This window comes from Streptomyces sp. NPDC093510, assembly GCF_040683555.1.
Lineage (GTDB): Bacteria > Actinomycetota > Actinomycetes > Streptomycetales > Streptomycetaceae > Streptomyces.
Map to the genome: position 1 here is coordinate 323,587 of NZ_JBFBEE010000002.1, position 18,987 is coordinate 342,573.

The window sequence follows — 18,987 nt, forward strand, 5'->3', positions numbered from 1 at the left end:
GCCCCCCGGGTTGATCAGCCGCTCAGCGGCGCGCTTCCCTGCCGCACGCGTACGCCAGCGGGGAGATGATCTCCTCGGCGTCCGGCAGCCAGCGGTTGGCGGCGGTGGGGCGGCACGCCCACTGGACCGCGCCGGAGGAGCCGAAGCGGGTCGGGGGAGCGGCGACGTAGGTGCCCTCGCCGAGCGGGACGAGGTCGATGGCGGCCGGCGGCCAGCCCAGCTTGCGGACGAGGTCGGGGACCTTGGCCGTGGCGCCGGGCAGCACGAAGAACTGCATGCGGCGGTCCGGCGTGCAGGTCACGGGGCCGAGGGTGAGCTCCATGCGCTCCATGCGGGCGAGGGCGAGGAAGCCGGCGGTCTCGGGCACGTCGATCGCGTCGAACGTGCGCCCCGTGGGGAGCAGGATCGACGCCTTGGGCTGCTTCTGCCAGAGCCGTCGGGCGGCCGTCGCGCTGCCGGTGGCCTGGGTCGCCCAGTCCTCCCGGGCGGGGTGTGCGCCGGGCGCGTCGCACGGGGAGTCCCCGCACGAGCACTGCTCGACCCCTTCGACGGACTCGAGCCAGGTCCCGGGGAACACGTCCCAGTGACGCTCCTCCGCGTACCGCACGGCCGTGTCCAGCAAGGCTTCTCCGCGCTGCTTCGGGATCTGCGCGGCTGACGTGACTCCGATGGTCTCTTCCACGCAGTTCTCAACTCCCGGTGCCACCCGGGGTTACGGGCGCACGCGAGGGCGGGGGAGGAGCATCGATCCTGCGAGTGGGGCGCATGGGTGCATGGGTGGGGGCGCGCATGGGGATTGGCTCCCGGGTGCGGGTAGCCACGTCACGGGCAGTCAGAGAACGCCTCGGAGGAAGCCCGGGACCGACAGGTCCGTACAAGGGCCCGTGCGGAAGCCATACAGCCTTACAGATAGGCATTTATAGTTCTTAATGGCTTCTATTGCTTCTTTTGTGGCGCATCTTAGCCCTGCCTCAAGGGCATTGATCATCCCGAGGCGGCCCACGACGGCCGTCCGTTCCGATGGTCCACGGTGCACACAGGGGGTACGCCATGGCCGCCAGGCCGCTCGTCGCGCGACAGCCCAATGAAAGGCTGCAGGCGCTCATCCAGGAAGCCGGCTGCTCCAACGCCGGACTGGCCCGCAGGGTCAACATGTGCGGTGCGGAACACGGTCTCGACCTCCGCTACGACAAGACGTCGGTGGCCCGCTGGCTGCGCGGACAGCAGCCGCGCGGCCGGGCACCCGGCATCATCGCGGAGGCACTCGGCCGCAAGCTGGGCCGCACCGTCACCATCGACGAGATCGGCATGGCGAACGGCAAGAACCTCGCCTCGGGCGTGGGACTGCAGTTCTCGCCGACCGTCCTCGGCGCCATCGAGCAGGTCTGCGAGCTGTGGCGCAGCGACGTGGGCCGCAGGGACTTCCTCTCCGGGTCGTCCGTGGCCGCGTCCGCGCTCGTCGAACCCAGCCGCGACTGGCTGATCTCGTCGCCCGACTCGCAGGTCGGACGGGCCGCCGGGCCGCGCGTCGGCATGGCGGACGTGGCGGCCGTCAAGGCGATGACGGAGGCGCTGACCCAGCTGGACCACCAGTTCGGCAGCGGTCACGTGCGGCCGGTCGTCGTGCACTACCTCAACTCCGTGGTCTCCGGACTGCTCGCGGGTTCCTACCGGGAGGCGGTCGGACGCGAACTGTTCGCCGCGGTCGCCCGGTTGACCGAACTCGCCGGGTACATGGCCGTCGACACGGGCCAGCCGGGTCTCGCCCAGCGCTACTACATCCAGGCGCTCCGCCTGGCCCAGGCGGCGGGCGACCGGGGGTACGGAGGGTACGTGCTGGCGGCGTCGATGAGTCACCTCGCCGCCCAGCTCGGAAACCCGCGCGAGATCGCACAGTTGGCGCGGGCCGCACAGGAGGGGACGCGCGGAAGGGTCACACCCCGCGCGGAGGCGATGTTCTACGCGGCCGAGGCGCGCGGGCACGCGCTCCTCGGTGACGCGCGGGCCACGCAGGTCGTGGCGGGGCGGGCGGTCGAGGCGATGGACCGCGCGTCCGGCACGGCCGACTCCGGCGACGATCCGGTCTGGATCCGACACTTCGACCATGCGTATCTGGCCGATGAAATGGCGCATTGTCACCGGGACTTGGGCCAGGCCGACGCGGCGGCGCGCAGCGCCCAGGAGTCCCTGGACGGGCACCCGGAGACGCGGGCCCGGCGGCGCGCGATCGGCCTCGTACTGCTGGCCACGGCGCAGGTGCAGCGGCGCGAGGTGGAACAGGCCTGCCACACGGGCCTGAAGGCCGTCGAACTCCTCGGCACGCTGCGGTCGAACCGCGGCGCGGAGTACCTGGAGGACTTCCAGGACCGGCTCGAGCCCTATCGTGAGGAGCCGGTGGTACGGGAGTTCGGGGCGCGCGTCGACATCCAGGCGGCGTGAGAACGCGCGATGCGCCCCTGAACAGCGTCTGCGAGGGAGGTTTTGTTACTGCCGACGCCCGGCGGAGGGCGGCGTTCTGAGCTGCGTGGCAGAGGGATGTGGCGACCCGGTAGCGTGACCCGACGGTTCCGTAGGTCCCCCCAGGTGTAGGAGTACCGGTGACGCAGCAGAGCGGTCAGGGCGCTGCTTCTTCCGATCCGCAGCAGCGGCCCGCCCACGAGGGCGTAGTGCTGCCCGCGGACGGCAGCGAGCCGCTGTTCCCCGGTACCGCGGGCCGGCACAGCGCCCCGGCGGGCGGCAGCCCCTGGGACCAGCCCTGGGGCCCCGACGCCGCGGGCCCGCCACCCCCCGCCCAGGACCAGGAGTGGCCCCCGCCCGCCCAGCCCCTCCCCCCGGAGGGCAACGCCCACACCCACCCCACCGGCCACCCCGACGCCTCGTACGGGGGCCGCCAGCAGGGCCCCGGCTCCCCGCAGCCGGGCTACGACGCTCAGCAGCAGCCGGGCTATGACGCTCAGCATCAGCCGGGCTACGGCTCGTCCCCGCAGCCCGGGTACGGGTACCCGCAGCAGGGTCAGGGTGCCCCGCAGCCTGGGTACGGCTATCCCCAGCCGGGTCAGGGTGCCCCGCAGCCGGGCTACGGGTACCCGCAGCAGGGCCAGGGCGCTCCGCAGTCCGAGTACGGCAACCCGCAGCAGGGCCAGGGCGCCTCCCAGCAGGGGCAAAGCTCCCCGCAGCCCGGGTATGGCAACCCCCAGCAGGGGCAGGGCGCCCCGCAGCCCGGCTACGGCAACCCCCAGCAGGGCCAGGGCGCCCCGCAGCCCGGCTACGGCAACCCGCAGCAGGGGCAAGGCGCCCCGCAGCCCGGGTACGCCGCCCAGCAGGGGCAGGGTTCCCAGCAGCTCGGGCACGGCGCCCCCCAGCAGGGGCAGGGGGCTCAGCAGCCCGGGTACGGCAACCCGCAGCAGGGCCAGGGTGCCTCGCAGCAGGGGCAGGGGGCTCAGCAGCCTGGGTACGGCAACCCGGAGCAGGGCCAGGGTGCCTCGCAGCAGGGGCAAAGCTCTCCGCAGCCCGGGTATGGCAACCCCCAGCAGGGGCATGGTCCCCAGCAGCCCGGCCACGGCTACCCCCAGCAGGGTCAGGGTCCCCAGGCACCCGGTTACGGCTACCCGCAGCAGGGCCCGGGCGCCCCGCAGCCCGGCCACGGCGACCCCCAGCAGGACCAAGGCCCCCAGCAGCCCGGATATGGCTACCCGCAGCAGGGCCCGGGCGCCCCGCAGCCCGGCCACGGCAACCCCCAGCAGGACCAGGACCCCCAGCAGCCCGGCTACGGCTACCCCCAGCATGGGCAAGGCTCCCCCCAGTCCGGGTACGCCGCCCAGCAAGGGCAGGGCGGGCAGCCTCAGGGTGGGCCCTCGTACGGTGGCGCGCCGGGGCAGGGCGCGCACGGGGCGCAGCAGGCGCACGGCGCCCACGCCGCGCCGTCGCAGCCGGGACAGCCCTCTCAGGGCGGGCAGCCCGCGCAGCCGATGCCCTCCGCCTCACAGCCGGCCCACGGCGCCCACGCCGCCCCGCAGCCGCACGGCTCTGGCCAGTCGGCCCACGGCGGCCACGCCGGCCCGCAGTCGCAGGCGTCCGCCCAGCCGAGACGCGGCGCGCACGCCGCGCCGCAGACCGCTCAGCCGCTGCCTCCCGCCGCCCCGGCCCCGGCCCCGGCCCCGCAGAGCATGCCGCTGCCGCCCGTCGCCGCGCCGGGTGCGCCCTCCGACAGTGAGGCGACGCAGTACATCGCCCCCGTGGCGGACGAGGGGGCCACGCAGTACATACCCCCGGTGGGACCCGGTGCCCTGCCGCCCGAGGCTCCCGCCGCCGACGCCACGCAGTTCCTGGGCCGCGCGAACGCGCCCGCGTCCGACAACGCCCCCACCCAGTTCATCGCGCCGGTTCCGGCAGACGGCCCCGCCCCCGCAGGGCAGAGCGCACCGCCCGAGCCGTCCGCCGCCCCCTACGGCATCCGGCCCGGCGCCCCCGGAGACCGGCAGCCGCCCGCCGAGTTCGACAGCCTCTTCCGCACCGAGCCGGAATCCGAGGGCCCCGCTTCCACGCAGCAGATGCCCCGCGTCGAGACGCCGGGCCCCGCGCCCGTCCCCGAGCCCGCGGGCAGCGGTCACGGCGGCGGTGGCGGCGGTCGTCGCAACCGCACCGGATCGAAGGTGCCGCTGATCGCCGCCGTCGGAGTCGGCATCGCCCTGCTCGGCGTCGGCGCGGGCGCACTGCTCAGCTCCGGTGGCGGGGACGACGAGAAGAGCGACGACGGCAAGCCCGTCTCCGCCTCCGCCGAACCCGACGAGCGGCCCTCACCGACCGCCGACCCCGCCAAGGACCAGGCCGTCGCCCTGGACAAGCTGCTCGCCGACAGCAACAACAGCCGTGACACGGTCATCGCCGCCGTACGCAACGTGGGGAAGTGCCAGAACCTCAGCCAGTCGGCGAAGGACCTGCGCGGCGCGGCCAAACAGCGCAACGGACTCGTCACCCGGCTCGCCGCCCTGAAGGTCGACAAGCTCCCGGCCAACGACCAGCTGACGGCCTCCCTCAACAAGGCGTGGAAGGCGTCCGCCGCGGCGGACAACCACTACGCCGCGTGGGCGGACCAGGTCGCGGGCAAGAAGGGGTGCAGGAAGGGCCACGCCCGCAACACCTCGCAGACCGCGGCGGGCAACAAGCAGAGCGGCGCGGCGACGACCGCCAAGGAGCAGGCCGCCAACCACTGGAACGCGATCGCCCGCAAGTACGGCCTGACCGAGCGCGTCAAGACCCAGCTCTGACGGGCCGGGGCCCGCGGAGCAGTACGTACTACGCCGTCTGCTCCAGCGTCTTCTCGACGTTCACGAAGCCCTCGCGCGCCGGGACGAGCCGTCCGTCCCGCACCACCTGGAACGTGACGTCCGAGTTGATCAGGCGCGGGAACTCACTCGCCGCGAGCAGGTCCTCGAAGCGCCAGCTCAGCGGCGGCGTGAGGCCGCCCGTCCCGACCCGCAGACCGCCGTCGAGGGCGCGGCGCAGCGTGCGGGACGACACCTCGCCGCCGTCGAGCGACTCGACGGCCTGCTTCAGGACGGTGTACGCGATCCACGTCGTCTGGACGCCCGCGTCCGCCGGGTCCACCCGGTTGTCGCCGAACGCCTGCTCGCGGATGACGTCCCGCATCGGGTCCCACCGGGCGTCGCCCGCCGCCGGGTACCAGCCGGTGACGTACGCCCCTTCGTAGGGGCCGTTCGCGCCGCCGGTGCGGTCGATGAGGGACTGGTCGACGCTGCCGAGCACCGAGGAGATCCGTACGGGCGGATAGTCGTCCTTGGTGCGCCGGAACGAGTCGTAGAAGGTGTCCGTGCGCGCGCCGAGCGCGGCGGTCACACAGCCGTCGGAGGCGCCCGCGTCCTTCAGGGCGCGCTCGGCCTGCGGAGTGAGGTCGGTGCCGTCCTCGGGGGCGCGGATGTCCGAGACGGGCTTGTGGTGGCCGTCGGCGAGGCCCTGGTTGAGGAGCTTGGGCAGCTCGTCGCCGGCGAGGGTGTCGGGGCGGACGAGGGAGACGCGTTCGCAGCGGGCGGCGAGCTGCCGGCCGTTGCCCGCGAGGAGTGCCGGTTCGCCGCCGTTCACGGGATAGGAGAGCGGGCTGCTGAACTCGTCGTCGGTGATGCCGTAGCCGCCGATGTAGGGGATGCCGGCGACTTCGAGCGGGCCGAGGAAGGAGCGGCCGTGCTGGCTGTACGCGCCGACGACCGCGACCACGTCGTTGTCGACCGCCTCACGCGCGCACTCGGCGGCGCCCACCGAGTCGTTGTGGTCGTTGCAGGTGAGGACCTTCAGCTCGCGGCCGCCGAGGCCGCCGTGGGCGTTGACCCAGCGAGCGTAGGCCTGCGCCATGGCGGGCACGCCGGGTTTGTTGGTGGCCTTCGTCTTCTCGGGGGCCCACGTCATGACGGTGACGGGGTCGTCCCCGGAACCCCCCGTGGTTCCAGGGATGACCCCGCAACCGGCTATCAGCGACGTACACGCCGCCACGGCGGCCGCCGAGAGTGCTGCGGTTCGGGAGGGGCGGGGGAGGAAGGTGCGTCGCCAGCCGGTCATGTCCCTGCACGATTCCGCTACGCGGCCAACCTGGGAGTGACTCGTTCTCAACGGACAGTGACATGAAGGTGAACGGGCGGGGTCCGGTTCGCGTGCACAGCGTGGGAACGTACGATCCATGACCGTGCAAGGTTCGGAGAAGTCTTCCCGTCGCGGCCGTCGCTCCAGCACCATGGGTGGCATGCCGACCAACGACATGCCGTGGTGGCGCTGGCGCAGCAACGTGCGCTCGGCGCTGCACATGCTCTCCGACCCGGACTTCCAGCGGGAGTGCTGGCTCGCGGGGCGTGACGAGTACGGGGACGTGACCGACGCCGTCTACCGGCTCGTCGAGGACACGTGGCTGGACAACTGGTCCGCGGAGAAGTACGTGGGCACGATCTTCCGCGACCCGCAGGAGGCGGCCCTCGTCGACACGGCCGTACTGCGGGTCCTGCGGATCATGCACGAGGTCGGGCCCGACGCGATGGTCTCCGTCTACCTGGAACACCCCGGGTGGCCCGAGGCGGTCCGCGCCGCGCGCGACGCGCACGTGCGGCTGGCCGCCGGAGACGGCGAGGACCCGGACGAACCGCCGCAGACACTCGAGGTGCTGCGAATCCTGACACGGTCCGCCTGACGGGACGATTGCCGTCGGCGGTCTCCGCTGTGGGAACCTTGGCCGCATGAACGAGCAGTCCACCGCCCCCGCCGCCCCCGCTGAGCAGTACGTCCTGACCCTCTCCTGCCCCGACAAGCAGGGCATCGTGCACGCCGTGTCGAGCTACCTCTTCATGACCGGCTGCAACATCGAGGACAGCCAGCAGTTCGGCGACCACGACACCGGACTGTTCTTCATGCGCGTGCACTTCTCGGCGGAGGCCCCGGTGACCGTCGACAAGCTGCGGGCGAGCTTCGCCGCGATCGGCGACTCCTTCCACATGGACTGGCAGATCCACCGCGCCGAGGACAGGATGCGGGTCGTCCTGCTCGTGTCGAAGTTCGGCCACTGCCTCAACGACCTGCTGTTCCGCTCCCGGATCGGCGCGCTGCCCGTGGACATCGCCGCGGTCGTCTCCAACCACACGGACTTCGCCGAGCTCGTCGCCTCGTACGGCATCCCCTTCCACCACATCCCGGTGACCAGGGACACCAAGCCGCAGGCCGAGGCGCGGCTCCTCGAGATCGTGCGCGCGGAGAACGTGGAGCTGGTCGTCCTCGCCCGCTACATGCAGGTGCTCTCGGACGACCTGTGCAAGGAGCTCAGCGGGCGGATCATCAACATCCACCACTCCTTCCTGCCGAGCTTCAAGGGCGCGAAGCCGTACCACCAGGCGCACGCCCGCGGCGTGAAGCTGATCGGCGCGACCGCGCACTACGTGACGGCCGACCTCGACGAGGGGCCGATCATCGAGCAGGAGGTCGAGCGCGTCGGCCACGACGTCACCCCGGACCAGCTCGTCGCCGTCGGCCGCGACGTGGAGTGCCAGGCGCTGGCGCGGGCCGTGAAGTGGCACGCCGAGCGCAGGATTCTGCTGAACGGCCGCCGCACGGTCGTCTTCGCCTAGCTTTCCTCTTTTCCCGCTACATCCGGTTTTCCCGCTACATCCGGCTCAGCGAGGCGGCCGCGAACAGTACGTCGCGGATCGCCTCGCGGTCGCCGTCCTGGCCCGCGGCCGCCTCCTCCGGTGAGACGTGCCCTGCGGCCAGCCGGCAGAACTCGACGCCGTCCAGCGCCACATGGGCCACCTCGTGCTCCCGTGACGCGGCCGCCGCGGGGGAGTCGAGCGGGATGAGCCACTCGCCGCCGCCGAGCCCCTCGATCTCCAGGCGCAGGCTGCGGCCCGGCGACCCGGCCGCGACCAGAGCGCGGGGCGGGGTCGCGAGCCCGGAGCGGCGGCGCTCGGCGAGCGTGCCGGGGAGGAGCCGGGCGGCGAGGTCGATCATGCGGTGGAGGTGCCGGGGCGCGGGCGGCGCGTACGGATAGTCGACGGCGTCGGCGATGTCTCCCGCGTGGATCCAGCACTCGAAGGCGCGGTCCAGCATCGAGTCCCGCAGCGGCAGCTCGACCGTCTGCCCGGCCCCGGGACCGCCGCCGCCTCCCGCAGGGGCAGCCACCGTGCCGTACGGCACCGGGAGCCGGCCCGAGCCGCCGCCCGCGAACGACACCGTCCGGATCAGCTCGTGCGTCTGGTCGCGCCAGGGGGCGCGGACCGCGCGTGTGGGCGGGAAGTACGAGGCGCGCCAGTACGCCTCGGTGCGGTGGGTCGGGTCCGGCGGTGCACCGGCACCGGGGCCGAGCGGGTCGTCGAGGCCGAGGGCGAGCCCGACCATGCCGTCGACCGCGAGGAGATGCGCGATGACCCCGGCCACGGTGGTCTTCCTGCTGACCGGGCCGTCCTCCTCGAACCAGCGGAGCCGCACCGGCGCGTGCCACTCCGCGTCGCCGATGTCCTGGAGGAGGGCGTCGAGGCGGGCGGTCTCCGCGTCGTAGGGCACGGCCCACTCGGGCACGGGGATGCGGGGCGGGCGGCGGCCGAGGCAGCTCTCCAGGACGCGGGTGCGCAGCCCCGGGTCGAGGTCGAGGCTCTCCTCGGGGTGCAGCAGGCCGACGGCGTCGCGCAGCCGCAGGGCCTCTTCCGCGCAGGGGCCGCAGTCGCCCAGGTGCTCCTCGACGGCGGTGGCCTCCTCCGCGGAGCAGGCGGCGAGCGCCCAGGCGCCGAGCAGGGACTTCAGGACGCGGTGCTCCAGGACGAGCGGCGCGGGCGCCGGAGGGTCGGGCAGGGGGTGTCCGGTGTCCTCCACGGAGGAGCGCGGCAGCGGTATGCGCGGCGCGGTGTCGTCCGGGTGGCCTGCCTCCCGGTGCGGGCCGTCGTGCGCGCCGTCGTGCGGCTCGGGGCTGTCGGCGCCGGTCACAGCGCCGCCCCGGGGCCGGGCTTGGTGTCGTTGGCCGTGGAGAGGAGCTGCAGGCCGAGGCGGAGTCTGCGGCGGGCCTCGTCCTCGGTGACGCCGAGGTCGGCGGCCGTCTGGCGGTAGTCGCGGCGCTGGAAGTACGCGAGCTCCAGGGCGGCCCGCAGCGGGGTGGGCATGGCCGTGACGATGTAATCCGCGCGGGCCGCGGCGGAGGCGCGGCGGACCTTGCGCTCCAGGTCCTCCGTGGTGCCCTCGCCGCCGAGGGCGAGGGCGGCGGACTCGGTCTGGCGGAGCCTGCGGACGGCCTGCTGGTGGGCGAGCGTGGCGATCCAGGAGCGCAGCGGGCCCTGCCGGGGGTCGTAGGCGTCGGGGTTCTCCCAGACGTGGCTGAAGACTTCGCGGGTGATGCGGTCGGCGGCGGCCACGTCGCCGAGGACGCGGTGCGCGAGGCCGTGCACGAGCGAGGCGAAGCGGTCGTAGAGCTCTCCGAGCGCGGCGGCTTCTCCGTGCGCGAGCCGCTGTTGCATCCGGCGGTCCCAGCGCCGCGGCGCGTCCTTCGGCATGCGGCCCCCTCGTGCGCTTGCCCTGTACTGCCTACTCGAACGGTACTTCGAGTTGCCTGCTCCTGGTGCTGTCGCTCCCTCGAATGTAGTCGGCACCGCTGACAGAGCACTCTTGATTGCGGCAAAGCCCACCCCCTGACGGAGGCCGGATGATATTGACGGTGGCCTGCTGGTGTTTCATGGAGGGACTGGTGGGGCAGCCGAAGCAGAACGAAACGTAAGGACTGCTTCCGGATCACTGGATCACTCCGCAGGCGCGGGGCAGGCAACGGCGAGCGAGAGGCGTGGCGTGTGACGCTCAAGGTGACCGTGGGCGAGCAGGAGGGCTGGGCCGTGCTGTGCGTGTCCGGCGAGATGGACCTGCTGACGTCGCCCGTGCTGCGCCAGCGCGTGCACGACGCCGTGGCCGACGGCCGCCGCCGCATCGTGCTCGACCTCTCCGAAGTGCTGTTCTGCGACTCCAGCGGCGTCGGCGTGCTGATCGCCACCCGTCGGCTGATCCGTTCGTTCCAGGGCCGGCTGCGGCTGATACTGCCCGCCAAGGGTGCCGAGGACGGCTCGCACGTCAACCGTGTCCTCGCCGCGCTCGGCGTGCGCAGGCTCTTCGAGGTCTTCCCCGACGTACCGGCGGCGCTGGACGACGGGGCGACACCGCTCTCCGCCTAGAACCCGCGTCTCTCCGCCTAGAACCCGCGTCCCCGACCCCTCACACGGTGTGGCGTTTGGCGGTCGCCACGAAGGAGTTGATGGCGTCGCGCGAGACGCGGCGCCGCTCGGCGAGCTCGTCGCGGTCGTCGGCCCTGTGCACATCGGCGACGTGGTCGAGGGTCTCCCAGGCGAGCCGGACGAGTTCGTCGTCGCTGGTGAGCAACTGCACGCGGAACAGCGCCTCCTGGGCCTCCGAGCGCATCTCGTACGAACGGAAGCGGGACTCCTCGCTCTCCTCGTGACGGTTCTCCGCCCTGCTGAACCAGCGGTCGACCAGTATCCGCCGGTAGTTGACCAGCGCGCCCGCGTACGCGCAGTACGCGTCGATGCGTTCCTGCCGCAGTTTCTCGGTCCGTGTGAACCGCTCGGCCCGTTCGATCGACCTCCGCTGGAACGAATGGGTGAGCCCCGCACCCAGGAGAGTTCCCAGCACCGCTATGACACTCGCCGCTACCGCTTCCACGCAGGACAGTGCAGCACATCACACGCGTGGTACGCCCTTGTCCCGGAATTCCGGCGGTCTTGACACAAGCGTCGCTTTCCCGCCTCCGGGAGGCCGTCACCACGTACGCTCGCAGCCCGGGGGGAACGACACCCCCGGGCAAGTACCCAACCGCGGAAGTGAGGCGGCCCGAAGATCATGGACAGTGCCGAGTACGAGCGTAGGATCGCGGCCCGGTTCGCCACCTTCGACCAGGACGGCAACGGCTACATCTCCCGTGAGGACTTCAGTACGGCCGCGGCCGCGCTGTGCACGGAGTTCGGCGCGACGGCGCGGTCCGAGAAGGGGCAGGCCCTCTACATCGGGGCCGAGGCGTTCTGGCAGGGCATGGCCGGGATCGCGGACCGGGACGGGGACCAGCGGATCACCCGCGACGAGTTCGTGGGCGGCGCGGTGAAGCGCCTGCGCGACAACCCCGACCGGTTCGCCGAGATCGCCAGGCCGTTCCTGCACGCGGCGATCGACGTCGCCGACGGTGACGCGGACACCGCGGTGACCCCCGTGGAGGCCAAGCGCGCCCTCAAGGCCCTCGGCGTGCCCGAGGAGATCGCCGAAGGCGTGGCCGCCGCCCTGGACGTGGACCGCGACGGCCGCGTCACGGAGCAGGAGATCGTGCAGGCGTTCGCCCAGTACTTCACCGTGCCCGAGTGATCACGGTGCCTCAGTAGGCCGGTAGAGGTCAGGCTCCGGAGAAGCGTTCCCGGAGCTTGTACTTGAGGACCTTGCGCAGGGTCTCGTTGCGGGGAAGCGCCTCGACCAGCTCCAGCTGTTCCGGCAGCTTGTAGGTGGAGAGGCCTTCCCCGCGCAGGTACGCGGTGACCGCCTCCAGAGACAGCGTTCCGGTGCCGGCGCGCTGTTCGACGACGGCGCAGACCCGTTCGCCGCGCTCGGGGTCGGGCAGTCCGACGACCGCCGCCTCGCCCACGGCGGGATGCCGGTGGAGCAGATCCTCTATCTCCTTGGCGGAGATGTTCTCCCCCTTGCGGATGATGATGTCCTTCGCGCGCCCGGTGAGGACCAGATGGCCTGTCTTCTTGAGGTGGCCGAGGTCCCCGGTGATCAGGAAGCCGTCGGCGTCGAAGACGTCCGCGCTCTGTGCCGGGTCGAGATAGCCCCGGCAGACCGCCTCGCCGCGCAGCCGGACCTCGCCGTCCGTCTCGGGCGGCAGCTCGACGCCGTCCGCGTCCGTGATGCGGATCTCCATGCCGGCCGGGGGCAGCCCCTCGGTCGTCGCGAGGTTCTCGGCGGTGTCGTCCGGGGCGCCCATGGTGATCATCGGGACCTCGGTCATGCCGTACCCGTGGGTGAGTTGGCAGCCCATCTCGCGTACGACGGCGTAGTAGACGTCCGGCGGTTTGGGCGCCCCGCCGCCCGCGAGGAGGCGCAGGGTCGGGATGACCTTCTGTCCCTCCGGCAGTTGCCGCTGCTCGGTGAGGAACATCGAGTAGAAGGCCGTCGACCCGCCCGCCACGGTCACACCGTGGCGCCGGTAGCCGTCGAGCGACGCGGGGAGCGCGAAGTGCTCGAACATCACCGCGGGGAAGCCGTAGAGCAGCAGCATCACGGTGTAGTCGGGCCCCGCGATGTGTGCGAAGGGGAACGCCATCGAGCCGACGTCCGACGCCTTCAGGTGCAGCGCGTGGGCCAGGCACGAGCCGCCCGCGATGAGGGAACGGTCCGTGTGCAGCACGCCCTTGGGGTCGGACGTGGTGCCCGACGTCCAGTAGATCCAGCGCACCGAGGTGCCGTCGGAGGGCGGCGGGGGCAGGACGGACGGGTCGGCCTCGGGCAGCGACACGTCCGCCTCGAACACCTCGAAGTCGCCTCCCGCGCCGAGCCGGTGTGCCATCTCCGTGTGGTCGAAACCGCGCCAGACCCCCGGCACGACGAAGAACTCCGCCCTGGACGCCCGCAGCGCGAAGCCGACCTCGCGGTCGCGGAGGAAGGGGATCAGCGGCGACTGGACGGCGCCGATCCGGGCGAGCGCGAAGGAGAGCAGGGCCGTCTCGATTCGGGTGGGCAGCTGCCAGGCGACGACCGTGCCGGGCCGCACCCCCCTCTCGTACAGGCCGGCGGCGACCCGCTCGGCCCGGTCGCGCAGCCCGCCGAAGGTGAGCGTGCGGTCACCGGCGGGCTCGTCCGCGGCCTGGATGAGGACGGGCCTGTCGGGAGTGAGGCCGGCGCGGCGCGCGATCAGCTCCCAGAGGGTGCGGGCCTCACCCAGTTCGTACGCGGTCTCGTTCTCCGAGGTCCTCATGCGATCCCCTCCCGGCCGGGGCCGACAGAACTGACGGGCAGTCAGATCGTGCCGAGAGCGTAAGCCCCGGCGCCTTGTCGGTCCAGGGGTGCGGGGCTAGCCTGCGTCCTGACGGGGCGTCAGGAACCGTACCGGACACGTAGGAGCCGCATGGACCTCACGTACACCGACGAGGAGGAGACGTTCCGGGCCGGGTTGCGCGAGTGGCTCACGACGGTGCTGCCGAAGCTCCCCGGCAAACCCTCCCCGCAGGACTGGCCGGGACGCCGCGCCTACGACACCGCGTGGCAGCGCATGCTCCACGACGCCGGCTACGGAGAGGTGCACTGGGATGCCTCACCGACGCAGCGGCTCATCTTCTTGGAGGAGACGGAGAAGGCAGGCGCTCCCTACGTAGGCGCCAACTTCGTGGGCCTGCTGCACGCCGGACCGACCATTGCGTCCGAAGGGACACCCGAACAGCGCGAGCGGTGGCTGCCGCCCGTCCTGCGCGGCGACGAGGTGTGGTGCCAGGGGTTCAGCGAACCCGACGCCGGGTCGGACCTCGCGTCGCTGCGCACGCGCGCGTGGCGCGACGGCGACCACTACGTAGTGAGCGGGTCCAAGATCTGGACCTCCCACGCCGAGGTCGCCGACTGGTGCGAGCTCCTGGTACGCACGACACCCGTCAGTGAAGCCGTGCCCAAGCACCGGGGCATCACCTGGCTTGCGATGCCGATGGACGCCCCCGGGATCACGGTACGGCCGCTGCGCACCCTCGCCGGGTCCACGGAGTTCGCGGAGGTGTTCCTCGACGAGGTGCGGGTGCCGGTGGCGAACCGCGTCGGGGCCGAGAACGACGGCTGGCGCGTGACGATGGTGACCCTGTCCTACGAACGGGGCACCGCCTTCGTGGGGGAGGTGGTGGCCTGCCGGCGCGTCCTCGGCGAGCTGGCCCGCGAGGCCCGCGGGAACGGCCGCTGGGGCGACCCGGCGCTGCGGCGCAGGCTCGGCCGGCTGAGCGCCGAGTTCTCGGCGCTGTGGCGGCTCACGCAGTGGAACGTGAGCGAGGCCCAGCACACGGGCGGCGTACCCGGCGCGGGCGGCTCCGTCTTCAAGCTGCGCTACTCGCACGCGCGGCAGGAGCTGTACGACGCCGCCGCCGAGGTCCTCGGCGCGGGCGCCCTCGACCTCACCCACGAATGGACCCTCGACCGCCTCTCCTCGCTCTCGTACACGATCGCCGCGGGCACCTCCCAGATCCAGCAGAACATCGTGGCCGAGCGGATCCTCGGCCTCCCGAAGGGGCGGTGAGATCCCGCATGGACTTCCAACTCGACGACGACCAGAAGGCGTTGCGGGACGGCATGCGGCAGCTTCTGCGAGGGCGGTTCTCCCTGCGGGACGCCACCGGCCGCCTCGACCGGGCGCTCTGGCGCGAGCTGGGCGGCGCGGGCTTCTTCTCGCTCACGCTGCCCGAGGCGGAGGGCGGCGTCGGACTGGGGCTTCCGGAGGCCGTGTTGATCTTCGAGGAGGCGGGGCGCGCCCTGCTGCCCGGACCCGCGGTGGCGTCGTTCCTGGCGGCGGGCGTCGTCCCGGGCGCCGCGTCGGGAGACGTCGTGGTGACCGCGGTCGACGGCTCGCTGGTGCCGTGGCTGGACGAGGCGGACGTGGCGCAGGGCGACGTGACCGGCGCCGTGCCGCTGCGCTCCGTCGACCCGCTCACGCCCCTGCACCGGGTGCCGGACACCGGGAACCTCGCAGGAGGGGTCCTCCTCTACGCGGCCGAACAGCTGGGCAGCGCCTCCCGCACCTGCGAGACGGCCGTCCAACACGCCCGGCGACGCGAGCAGTTCGGACAGCCGATCGGCGCGTTCCAGGCGGTGAAGCACCTCTGCGCGCAGATGTTCGTGCGGGCCGAGCTCGCCCGCGCCGCCGTGTACGCGGCGGCCGTGACCGGCGACGCGCTGGACGCCTCGGCCGCCAAACTGCTGGCCGACGACGCGGCCGTACGCAACGCCCGGGACTGCCTCCAGGTGCACGGCGGCATGGGGTTCACCTGGGAGGCAGAGGTGCATCTGCACCTCAAGCGGGCCTGGGTGCGGGCCGAGCTGGGACGGTCGGCACGGGACGCCGAGGACGATCTCGCCGAGGCGCTCTGAAAAATTGGTCTGCCCGAAATGAGCCCTTTTGCCCATTATTTCATGGGGTGGAACCCGCTCGCACGGAGACTACTCAGCGTCGATATCGGGTTGTGTCCTACGTGTGACTCGTCACGGCATGGAGTCGGTGTCCGGCTCGGGTACCTTGTGTGAGATGCGAGTGGTTCTGATGCCGAGCCATGCCGGTGCTGCCCATGTGGCGGCGCCGCACCCGGCGATGCGCGCCTCTCGCAGGACAGGGCGGGGCTACGCCGCCGCCTGTTCGACCCCCCGCGGCGCGCGTCGCACAGTATGCAGCACGCGTACTCCTTCGCGCTGGAATATGCCCGAAGCGCTTGTTGGGGTAACTGAACGTCAATCATGCTGTCTCCCAAGGGGATCACGTTCGGTGACCCTGTGGAGTCGCGAGGCGATGTGTCCGCCGGTTCGGATGGTGTGAGCGGTGCAGGTGCTTCAAGTTCAGCTGGAGGTCGGGGCCGACCCCGCAGAAGTGGGACGGGCCAGGCGTTGGGCCCGTTCACGACTGGCGGGCTCCGGGATAGACACCGACGAGCCGGTTGCCGAGACGCTGATCCTGCTGATCTCGGAACTCGTCACCAACGCCGTGGTGCACACGGGCTGCCCGGCCGTGCTGCGCATGCTGCTCCCCGGCGTCCCCGACGACGCACCGGGGACGGTCCGCGTCGAGGTGGCGGACAGCAGTGCCCGTCCGCCCGCACAGCGGCACGCGGACGGTGACGACACCAACGGCCGCGGCCTGGAGCTCGTCGACGGCCTCGCCGACCGCTGGGGCTGGCAGCCCGAGGGTGCCGGCAAGAGCATCTGGTGTGAGGTGGACCGGTGCGACTCGGGCGTCGCGGCAGTCGCGTTCGAGGGGACGACCCATGACGGGGCGGCCTACGACGGCGTGGCCTACGACGGCGTGACCTACGACGCGACGGCCTGTGACGTACGGGCCCACGATGTGACGCCCTGTGGAACGAGGCCCTACGACGCGACACCCCTCGGCGTGACGGCGTGTGACGGGGCCGGGGCGGTCTACGGAGTGACGGTGCGGAACCGGGCGGCTTTCGGCGACGCGGACGTCGCCTACGAAGCGGTCTGACCCCCGGAAGGGTGTTGACGTAGCGTGTCCGATTGATCACGCTTGTGGCAGCGATTCGCTGCGAGGGGACGCCGAGGGTGGCCGGTGACGGAGATCCTTGACGAAGTGTGGGTCGCACTTCTCGGCGTCAGTGTCAGTCCCTTGGTGGCCGCACAGGACGGGCGCCGAGTGCCGGAACCGGACGGTGGCGCGCGTGGCGGCGCGCTCGGGGCGACAGCCGACGCGCCGCCGTCCGGGTCGGGCGCATTGTTCACAGCACGGCGACCGGGGCCACCGGTGTGCCCGTTCCGCCGGTGAACGGCTCCGGCATCGCGGACAGCAGGAAGGTGCAGCGGGAAACTTGTGCACAGGCTGTGGACAAGTTCTCCAGATTCCAGTTCTGCCCCTGCAGCATCCCCATCTCGACCAGATGCAGCGCGTGCACGGGCAGCCACAGGTTCTCGATTTCCGGCGGGAAGATCTCGAAGGTCAGAGTGTCGTTCGCGACCGCCGCCACATCCCGCGCGTGGAACCACTCGGGCGTGCGCAGCGAGAGCCCCGGTGACGGATAGCCGTACGCGTGCTTGTCGCCCGTGAGATAGACCTGGATCTGCCCCGTGCGGACGAGCACGATGTCGCCCGCGCGGACCGTGACACCCCCGAACTCCTCGGCCTCGTCCAGGTCTTCGGGCGTGACGGCGTGATCGCCGGGCAGCCGGTCGAGGCCCTTGGCGCGGGCCACGTCGAGCAGGACGCCGCGCGAGACGACATGCGGGATCTTGTCGATCCCGCTGAAGCGGGCGCCCGTATGGGCCGTGATGCTGTCCGCGGGACGGCCGTTGTAGATTTTCCCCGAGTGCGACGCGTGCGTGAGGGCGTCCCAGTGGGTGGCCGTCTGCAGGCCCATCGTCACCGCGTCGTCGCTGGTGGCGACCGTGCCGGGGCCGAACAGTTCCTGGTTGATCTGCACCATGGCGTGCAGTGGGTTCACGCGGCCGGGGATCAGGCCCGTCTGCACGCCGTCCTCCTTCAGGGGGAGCGCGAGCGGGACACGGCGGCCGGAGCGGATCTCGGCGGCGGCCGCGCGTACGACGTCGTCGGTGACGAGATTGAGCGTGCCGATCTCGTCGTCGGCGCCCCAACGGCCCCAATTGTTCACGCGTTTGGCGATGTCATGGAACTCCGGGGGCAGCGACATGGGTCCTCCCTGGGTCTTGTCTTCCGCCGTCCGACGGGCCATAAAATCTAACGGTCCGTCAGAAACCGCAGGAAGGGGCCGGCGTGGGGAACTTCTTGGCAGGCAAGGTGGTGGCCGTGACCGGCGCCGGGCGCGGCATCGGCAGGGCCGTCGCGCTCGCCGCGGCGGCCGAGGGGGCGAAAGTCGTCGTCAACGACTACGGCGTCTCCATGGAGGGCGGCGAACCGGCCAGCGAGGTGGCCGACGCCGTGGTCAAGGAGATCCGGGCGGCGGGCGGCGAAGCGGTAGCCGTCGCCGACGACATCTCGACCATGGCGGGCGGGCAGCGCATCGTCGACGTCGCGCTCGCCGAGTACGGGCGCGTCGACGGAGTGGTGTGCGTCGCCGGGATCCTGCGCGAACGGATGCTGTTCAACATGTCCGAGGAGGAGTGGGACCCGGTCGTCGCCACCCATCTGAAGGGCACCTTCACCGTTTTCCGGGCCGCCTCCGCGGTGATGCGGAAGCAGGGCTCGGGCACCCTGATCGGCTTCACCAGCGGCAACCATCAGGGGTCCGTCGCGCAGGCCAACTACAGCGCCGCCAAAGGCGGGATCATCTCGCTCGTACGGAGCGCCGCGCTCGGCCTGCACAAGTACGGGGTGACCGCCAACGCCGTCGCGCCCGTCGCCCGTACGCGGATGTCGGCGAACGTACCGATGGAGCTGAAGGAGATCGGAGAGCCGGAGGACGTCGCCGCGCTCGTCACGTATCTGCTGAGCGACCGGGCCCGCGAGGAGCGGATCACCGGGCAGGTGTACACGATCGCCGGCCCCAAGATCGCTGTATGGGCACAGCCGCGCGAGCTGCGCGCCGGGTACGCCGACGGGGCGTGGACCCCGGAGAAGATCGCGGACTTCCTGCCGGGGACGGTGGGCACCGACCCGATGCCGATGCTGGCGCAGCTGGAGGCCATGGCCAAGGCGGCGGCGGAGGCGAAGGCGGGGGCGAAGGCGGGGGCGAAGGCGGGGGCGGGGACGGAGGCGGGGACGGAGGCGGAGGGCAGGAAGAGGCCGGGCGTGTAGGGGGAGGC

16 protein-coding genes and 1 pseudogene are annotated in these 18,987 nt (G+C 72.1%); 10 read left to right on the forward strand and 7 right to left on the reverse strand.

Annotated features, from left to right (window positions below):
• Positions 1 to 22: 22 nt before the first annotated feature.
• Positions 23 to 682, reverse strand: a complete 660-nt coding sequence (locus AB0N81_RS03840) for a bifunctional DNA primase/polymerase (RefSeq protein WP_365355361.1) — start codon at positions 680 to 682, stop codon at positions 23 to 25.
• Between the two features lie 368 nt (positions 683 to 1,050).
• Here AB0N81_RS03840 and AB0N81_RS03845 point away from each other — a divergent pair, with 368 nt between their 5' ends.
• Together AB0N81_RS03845 and AB0N81_RS03850 are read left to right on the forward strand one after the other, a co-directional pair.
• Positions 1,051 to 2,439: a transcriptional regulator gene (locus tag AB0N81_RS03845; protein ID WP_365355363.1), complete on the forward strand. Its 1,389-nt coding sequence runs from the start codon at positions 1,051 to 1,053 to the stop codon at positions 2,437 to 2,439.
• A gap of 158 nt (positions 2,440 to 2,597) precedes the next feature.
• The gene (locus AB0N81_RS03850; RefSeq protein ID WP_365355364.1) at positions 2,598 to 5,267 is read left to right on the forward strand and encodes a hypothetical protein; all 2,670 of its coding nucleotides are present in this window, start codon (positions 2,598 to 2,600) and stop codon (positions 5,265 to 5,267) included.
• Positions 5,268 to 5,295: 28 nt separating this feature from the next.
• Here AB0N81_RS03850 and AB0N81_RS03855 read toward each other — a convergent pair whose 3' ends face one another.
• Complete coding sequence (locus tag AB0N81_RS03855) at positions 5,296 to 6,570, reverse strand: ABC transporter substrate-binding protein (RefSeq protein WP_365355365.1); 1,275 nt, start codon at positions 6,568 to 6,570, stop codon at positions 5,296 to 5,298.
• 118 nt (positions 6,571 to 6,688) lie between these two features.
• Between AB0N81_RS03855 and AB0N81_RS03860 the strand changes: the two genes are divergently transcribed.
• Complete coding sequence (locus tag AB0N81_RS03860; RefSeq protein ID WP_365355366.1) at positions 6,689 to 7,189, forward strand: hypothetical protein; 501 nt, start codon at positions 6,689 to 6,691, stop codon at positions 7,187 to 7,189.
• A 46-nt stretch (positions 7,190 to 7,235) separates the two neighbouring features.
• Complete coding sequence (gene purU / locus AB0N81_RS03865) at positions 7,236 to 8,117, forward strand: formyltetrahydrofolate deformylase (RefSeq protein ID WP_365355367.1); 882 nt, start codon at positions 7,236 to 7,238, stop codon at positions 8,115 to 8,117.
• Positions 8,118 to 8,151: 34 nt separating this feature from the next.
• Here purU and AB0N81_RS03870 read toward each other — a convergent pair whose 3' ends face one another.
• Positions 8,152 to 9,465, reverse strand: a complete 1,314-nt coding sequence (locus AB0N81_RS03870; RefSeq protein ID WP_365355369.1) for a zf-HC2 domain-containing protein — start codon at positions 9,463 to 9,465, stop codon at positions 8,152 to 8,154.
• Positions 9,462 to 10,025, reverse strand: coding sequence for a sigma-70 family RNA polymerase sigma factor (locus tag AB0N81_RS03875; RefSeq protein ID WP_365355370.1), 564 nt, complete (start codon positions 10,023 to 10,025; stop codon positions 9,462 to 9,464). Before AB0N81_RS03875 ends, AB0N81_RS03870 begins: the two co-directional genes overlap by 4 nt.
• A gap of 291 nt (positions 10,026 to 10,316) precedes the next feature.
• Here AB0N81_RS03875 and AB0N81_RS03880 point away from each other — a divergent pair, with 291 nt between their 5' ends.
• Positions 10,317 to 10,691, forward strand: coding sequence for an STAS domain-containing protein (locus AB0N81_RS03880; RefSeq protein WP_150169152.1), 375 nt, complete (start codon positions 10,317 to 10,319; stop codon positions 10,689 to 10,691).
• Positions 10,692 to 10,731: 40 nt separating this feature from the next.
• Here the strand turns inward: AB0N81_RS03880 and AB0N81_RS03885 are convergent, their stop codons facing one another.
• Positions 10,732 to 11,196 (reverse strand): hypothetical protein, encoded by a 465-nt coding sequence (locus tag AB0N81_RS03885; protein ID WP_365355371.1) that lies wholly within the window; start codon positions 11,194 to 11,196, stop codon positions 10,732 to 10,734.
• Positions 11,197 to 11,373: 177 nt separating this feature from the next.
• Here AB0N81_RS03885 and AB0N81_RS03890 point away from each other — a divergent pair, with 177 nt between their 5' ends.
• Positions 11,374 to 11,886, forward strand: coding sequence for an EF-hand domain-containing protein (locus AB0N81_RS03890; protein ID WP_365355373.1), 513 nt, complete (start codon positions 11,374 to 11,376; stop codon positions 11,884 to 11,886).
• A 28-nt stretch (positions 11,887 to 11,914) separates the two neighbouring features.
• Here AB0N81_RS03890 and AB0N81_RS03895 read toward each other — a convergent pair whose 3' ends face one another.
• Complete coding sequence (locus AB0N81_RS03895) at positions 11,915 to 13,492, reverse strand: AMP-binding protein (protein ID WP_365355374.1); 1,578 nt, start codon at positions 13,490 to 13,492, stop codon at positions 11,915 to 11,917.
• A 150-nt stretch (positions 13,493 to 13,642) separates the two neighbouring features.
• Between AB0N81_RS03895 and AB0N81_RS03900 the strand changes: the two genes are divergently transcribed.
• From AB0N81_RS03900 to AB0N81_RS03910, 3 genes and pseudogenes are all read left to right on the forward strand, one after another.
• Entirely contained in the window at positions 13,643 to 14,785 is a 1,143-nt protein-coding gene (locus tag AB0N81_RS03900) for an acyl-CoA dehydrogenase family protein (protein WP_365355376.1), read from the forward strand.
• A gap of 8 nt (positions 14,786 to 14,793) precedes the next feature.
• Positions 14,794 to 15,633 carry an acyl-CoA dehydrogenase family protein gene (locus AB0N81_RS03905; protein ID WP_365355378.1) on the forward strand — a complete coding sequence of 280 codons (840 nt, stop codon included), beginning with the start codon at positions 14,794 to 14,796 and terminating at the stop codon, positions 15,631 to 15,633.
• Positions 15,634 to 16,075: 442 nt separating this feature from the next.
• Positions 16,076 to 16,474 (forward strand): annotated as a pseudogene (locus tag AB0N81_RS03910) (ATP-binding protein); the annotation flags it as partial.
• Positions 16,475 to 16,988: 514 nt separating this feature from the next.
• On the opposite strand, the gene AB0N81_RS03915 reads toward AB0N81_RS03910, so the two are convergent.
• Positions 16,989 to 17,915 (reverse strand): cyclase family protein, encoded by a 927-nt coding sequence (locus AB0N81_RS03915; protein ID WP_365355380.1) that lies wholly within the window; start codon positions 17,913 to 17,915, stop codon positions 16,989 to 16,991.
• A gap of 83 nt (positions 17,916 to 17,998) precedes the next feature.
• Between AB0N81_RS03915 and AB0N81_RS03920 the strand changes: the two genes are divergently transcribed.
• Positions 17,999 to 18,979, forward strand: coding sequence for an SDR family NAD(P)-dependent oxidoreductase (locus AB0N81_RS03920; RefSeq protein ID WP_365355382.1), 981 nt, complete (start codon positions 17,999 to 18,001; stop codon positions 18,977 to 18,979).
• Positions 18,980 to 18,987 lie beyond the last annotated feature (8 nt).

Bases quoted from the DNA above. Each gene is read 5' to 3' on its own strand.
- purU (WP_365355367.1), top strand. From the start codon at position 7,236: ATGAACGAGCAGTCCACCGCCCCCGCCGCCCCCGCTGAGCAGTACGTC.
- AB0N81_RS03915 (WP_365355380.1), bottom strand. From the start codon at position 17,915: ATGTCGCTGCCCCCGGAGTTCCATGACATCGCCAAACGCGTGAACAAT.
- AB0N81_RS03875 (WP_365355370.1), bottom strand. From the start codon at position 10,025: ATGCCGAAGGACGCGCCGCGGCGCTGGGACCGCCGGATGCAACAGCGG.
- AB0N81_RS03895 (WP_365355374.1), bottom strand. From the start codon at position 13,492: ATGAGGACCTCGGAGAACGAGACCGCGTACGAACTGGGTGAGGCCCGC.
- AB0N81_RS03905 (WP_365355378.1), top strand. From the start codon at position 14,794: ATGGACTTCCAACTCGACGACGACCAGAAGGCGTTGCGGGACGGCATG.
- AB0N81_RS03900 (WP_365355376.1), top strand. From the start codon at position 13,643: ATGGACCTCACGTACACCGACGAGGAGGAGACGTTCCGGGCCGGGTTG.
- AB0N81_RS03845 (WP_365355363.1), top strand. From the start codon at position 1,051: ATGGCCGCCAGGCCGCTCGTCGCGCGACAGCCCAATGAAAGGCTGCAG.
- AB0N81_RS03890 (WP_365355373.1), top strand. From the start codon at position 11,374: ATGGACAGTGCCGAGTACGAGCGTAGGATCGCGGCCCGGTTCGCCACC.
- AB0N81_RS03855 (WP_365355365.1), bottom strand. From the start codon at position 6,570: ATGACCGGCTGGCGACGCACCTTCCTCCCCCGCCCCTCCCGAACCGCA.
- AB0N81_RS03860 (WP_365355366.1), top strand. From the start codon at position 6,689: ATGACCGTGCAAGGTTCGGAGAAGTCTTCCCGTCGCGGCCGTCGCTCC.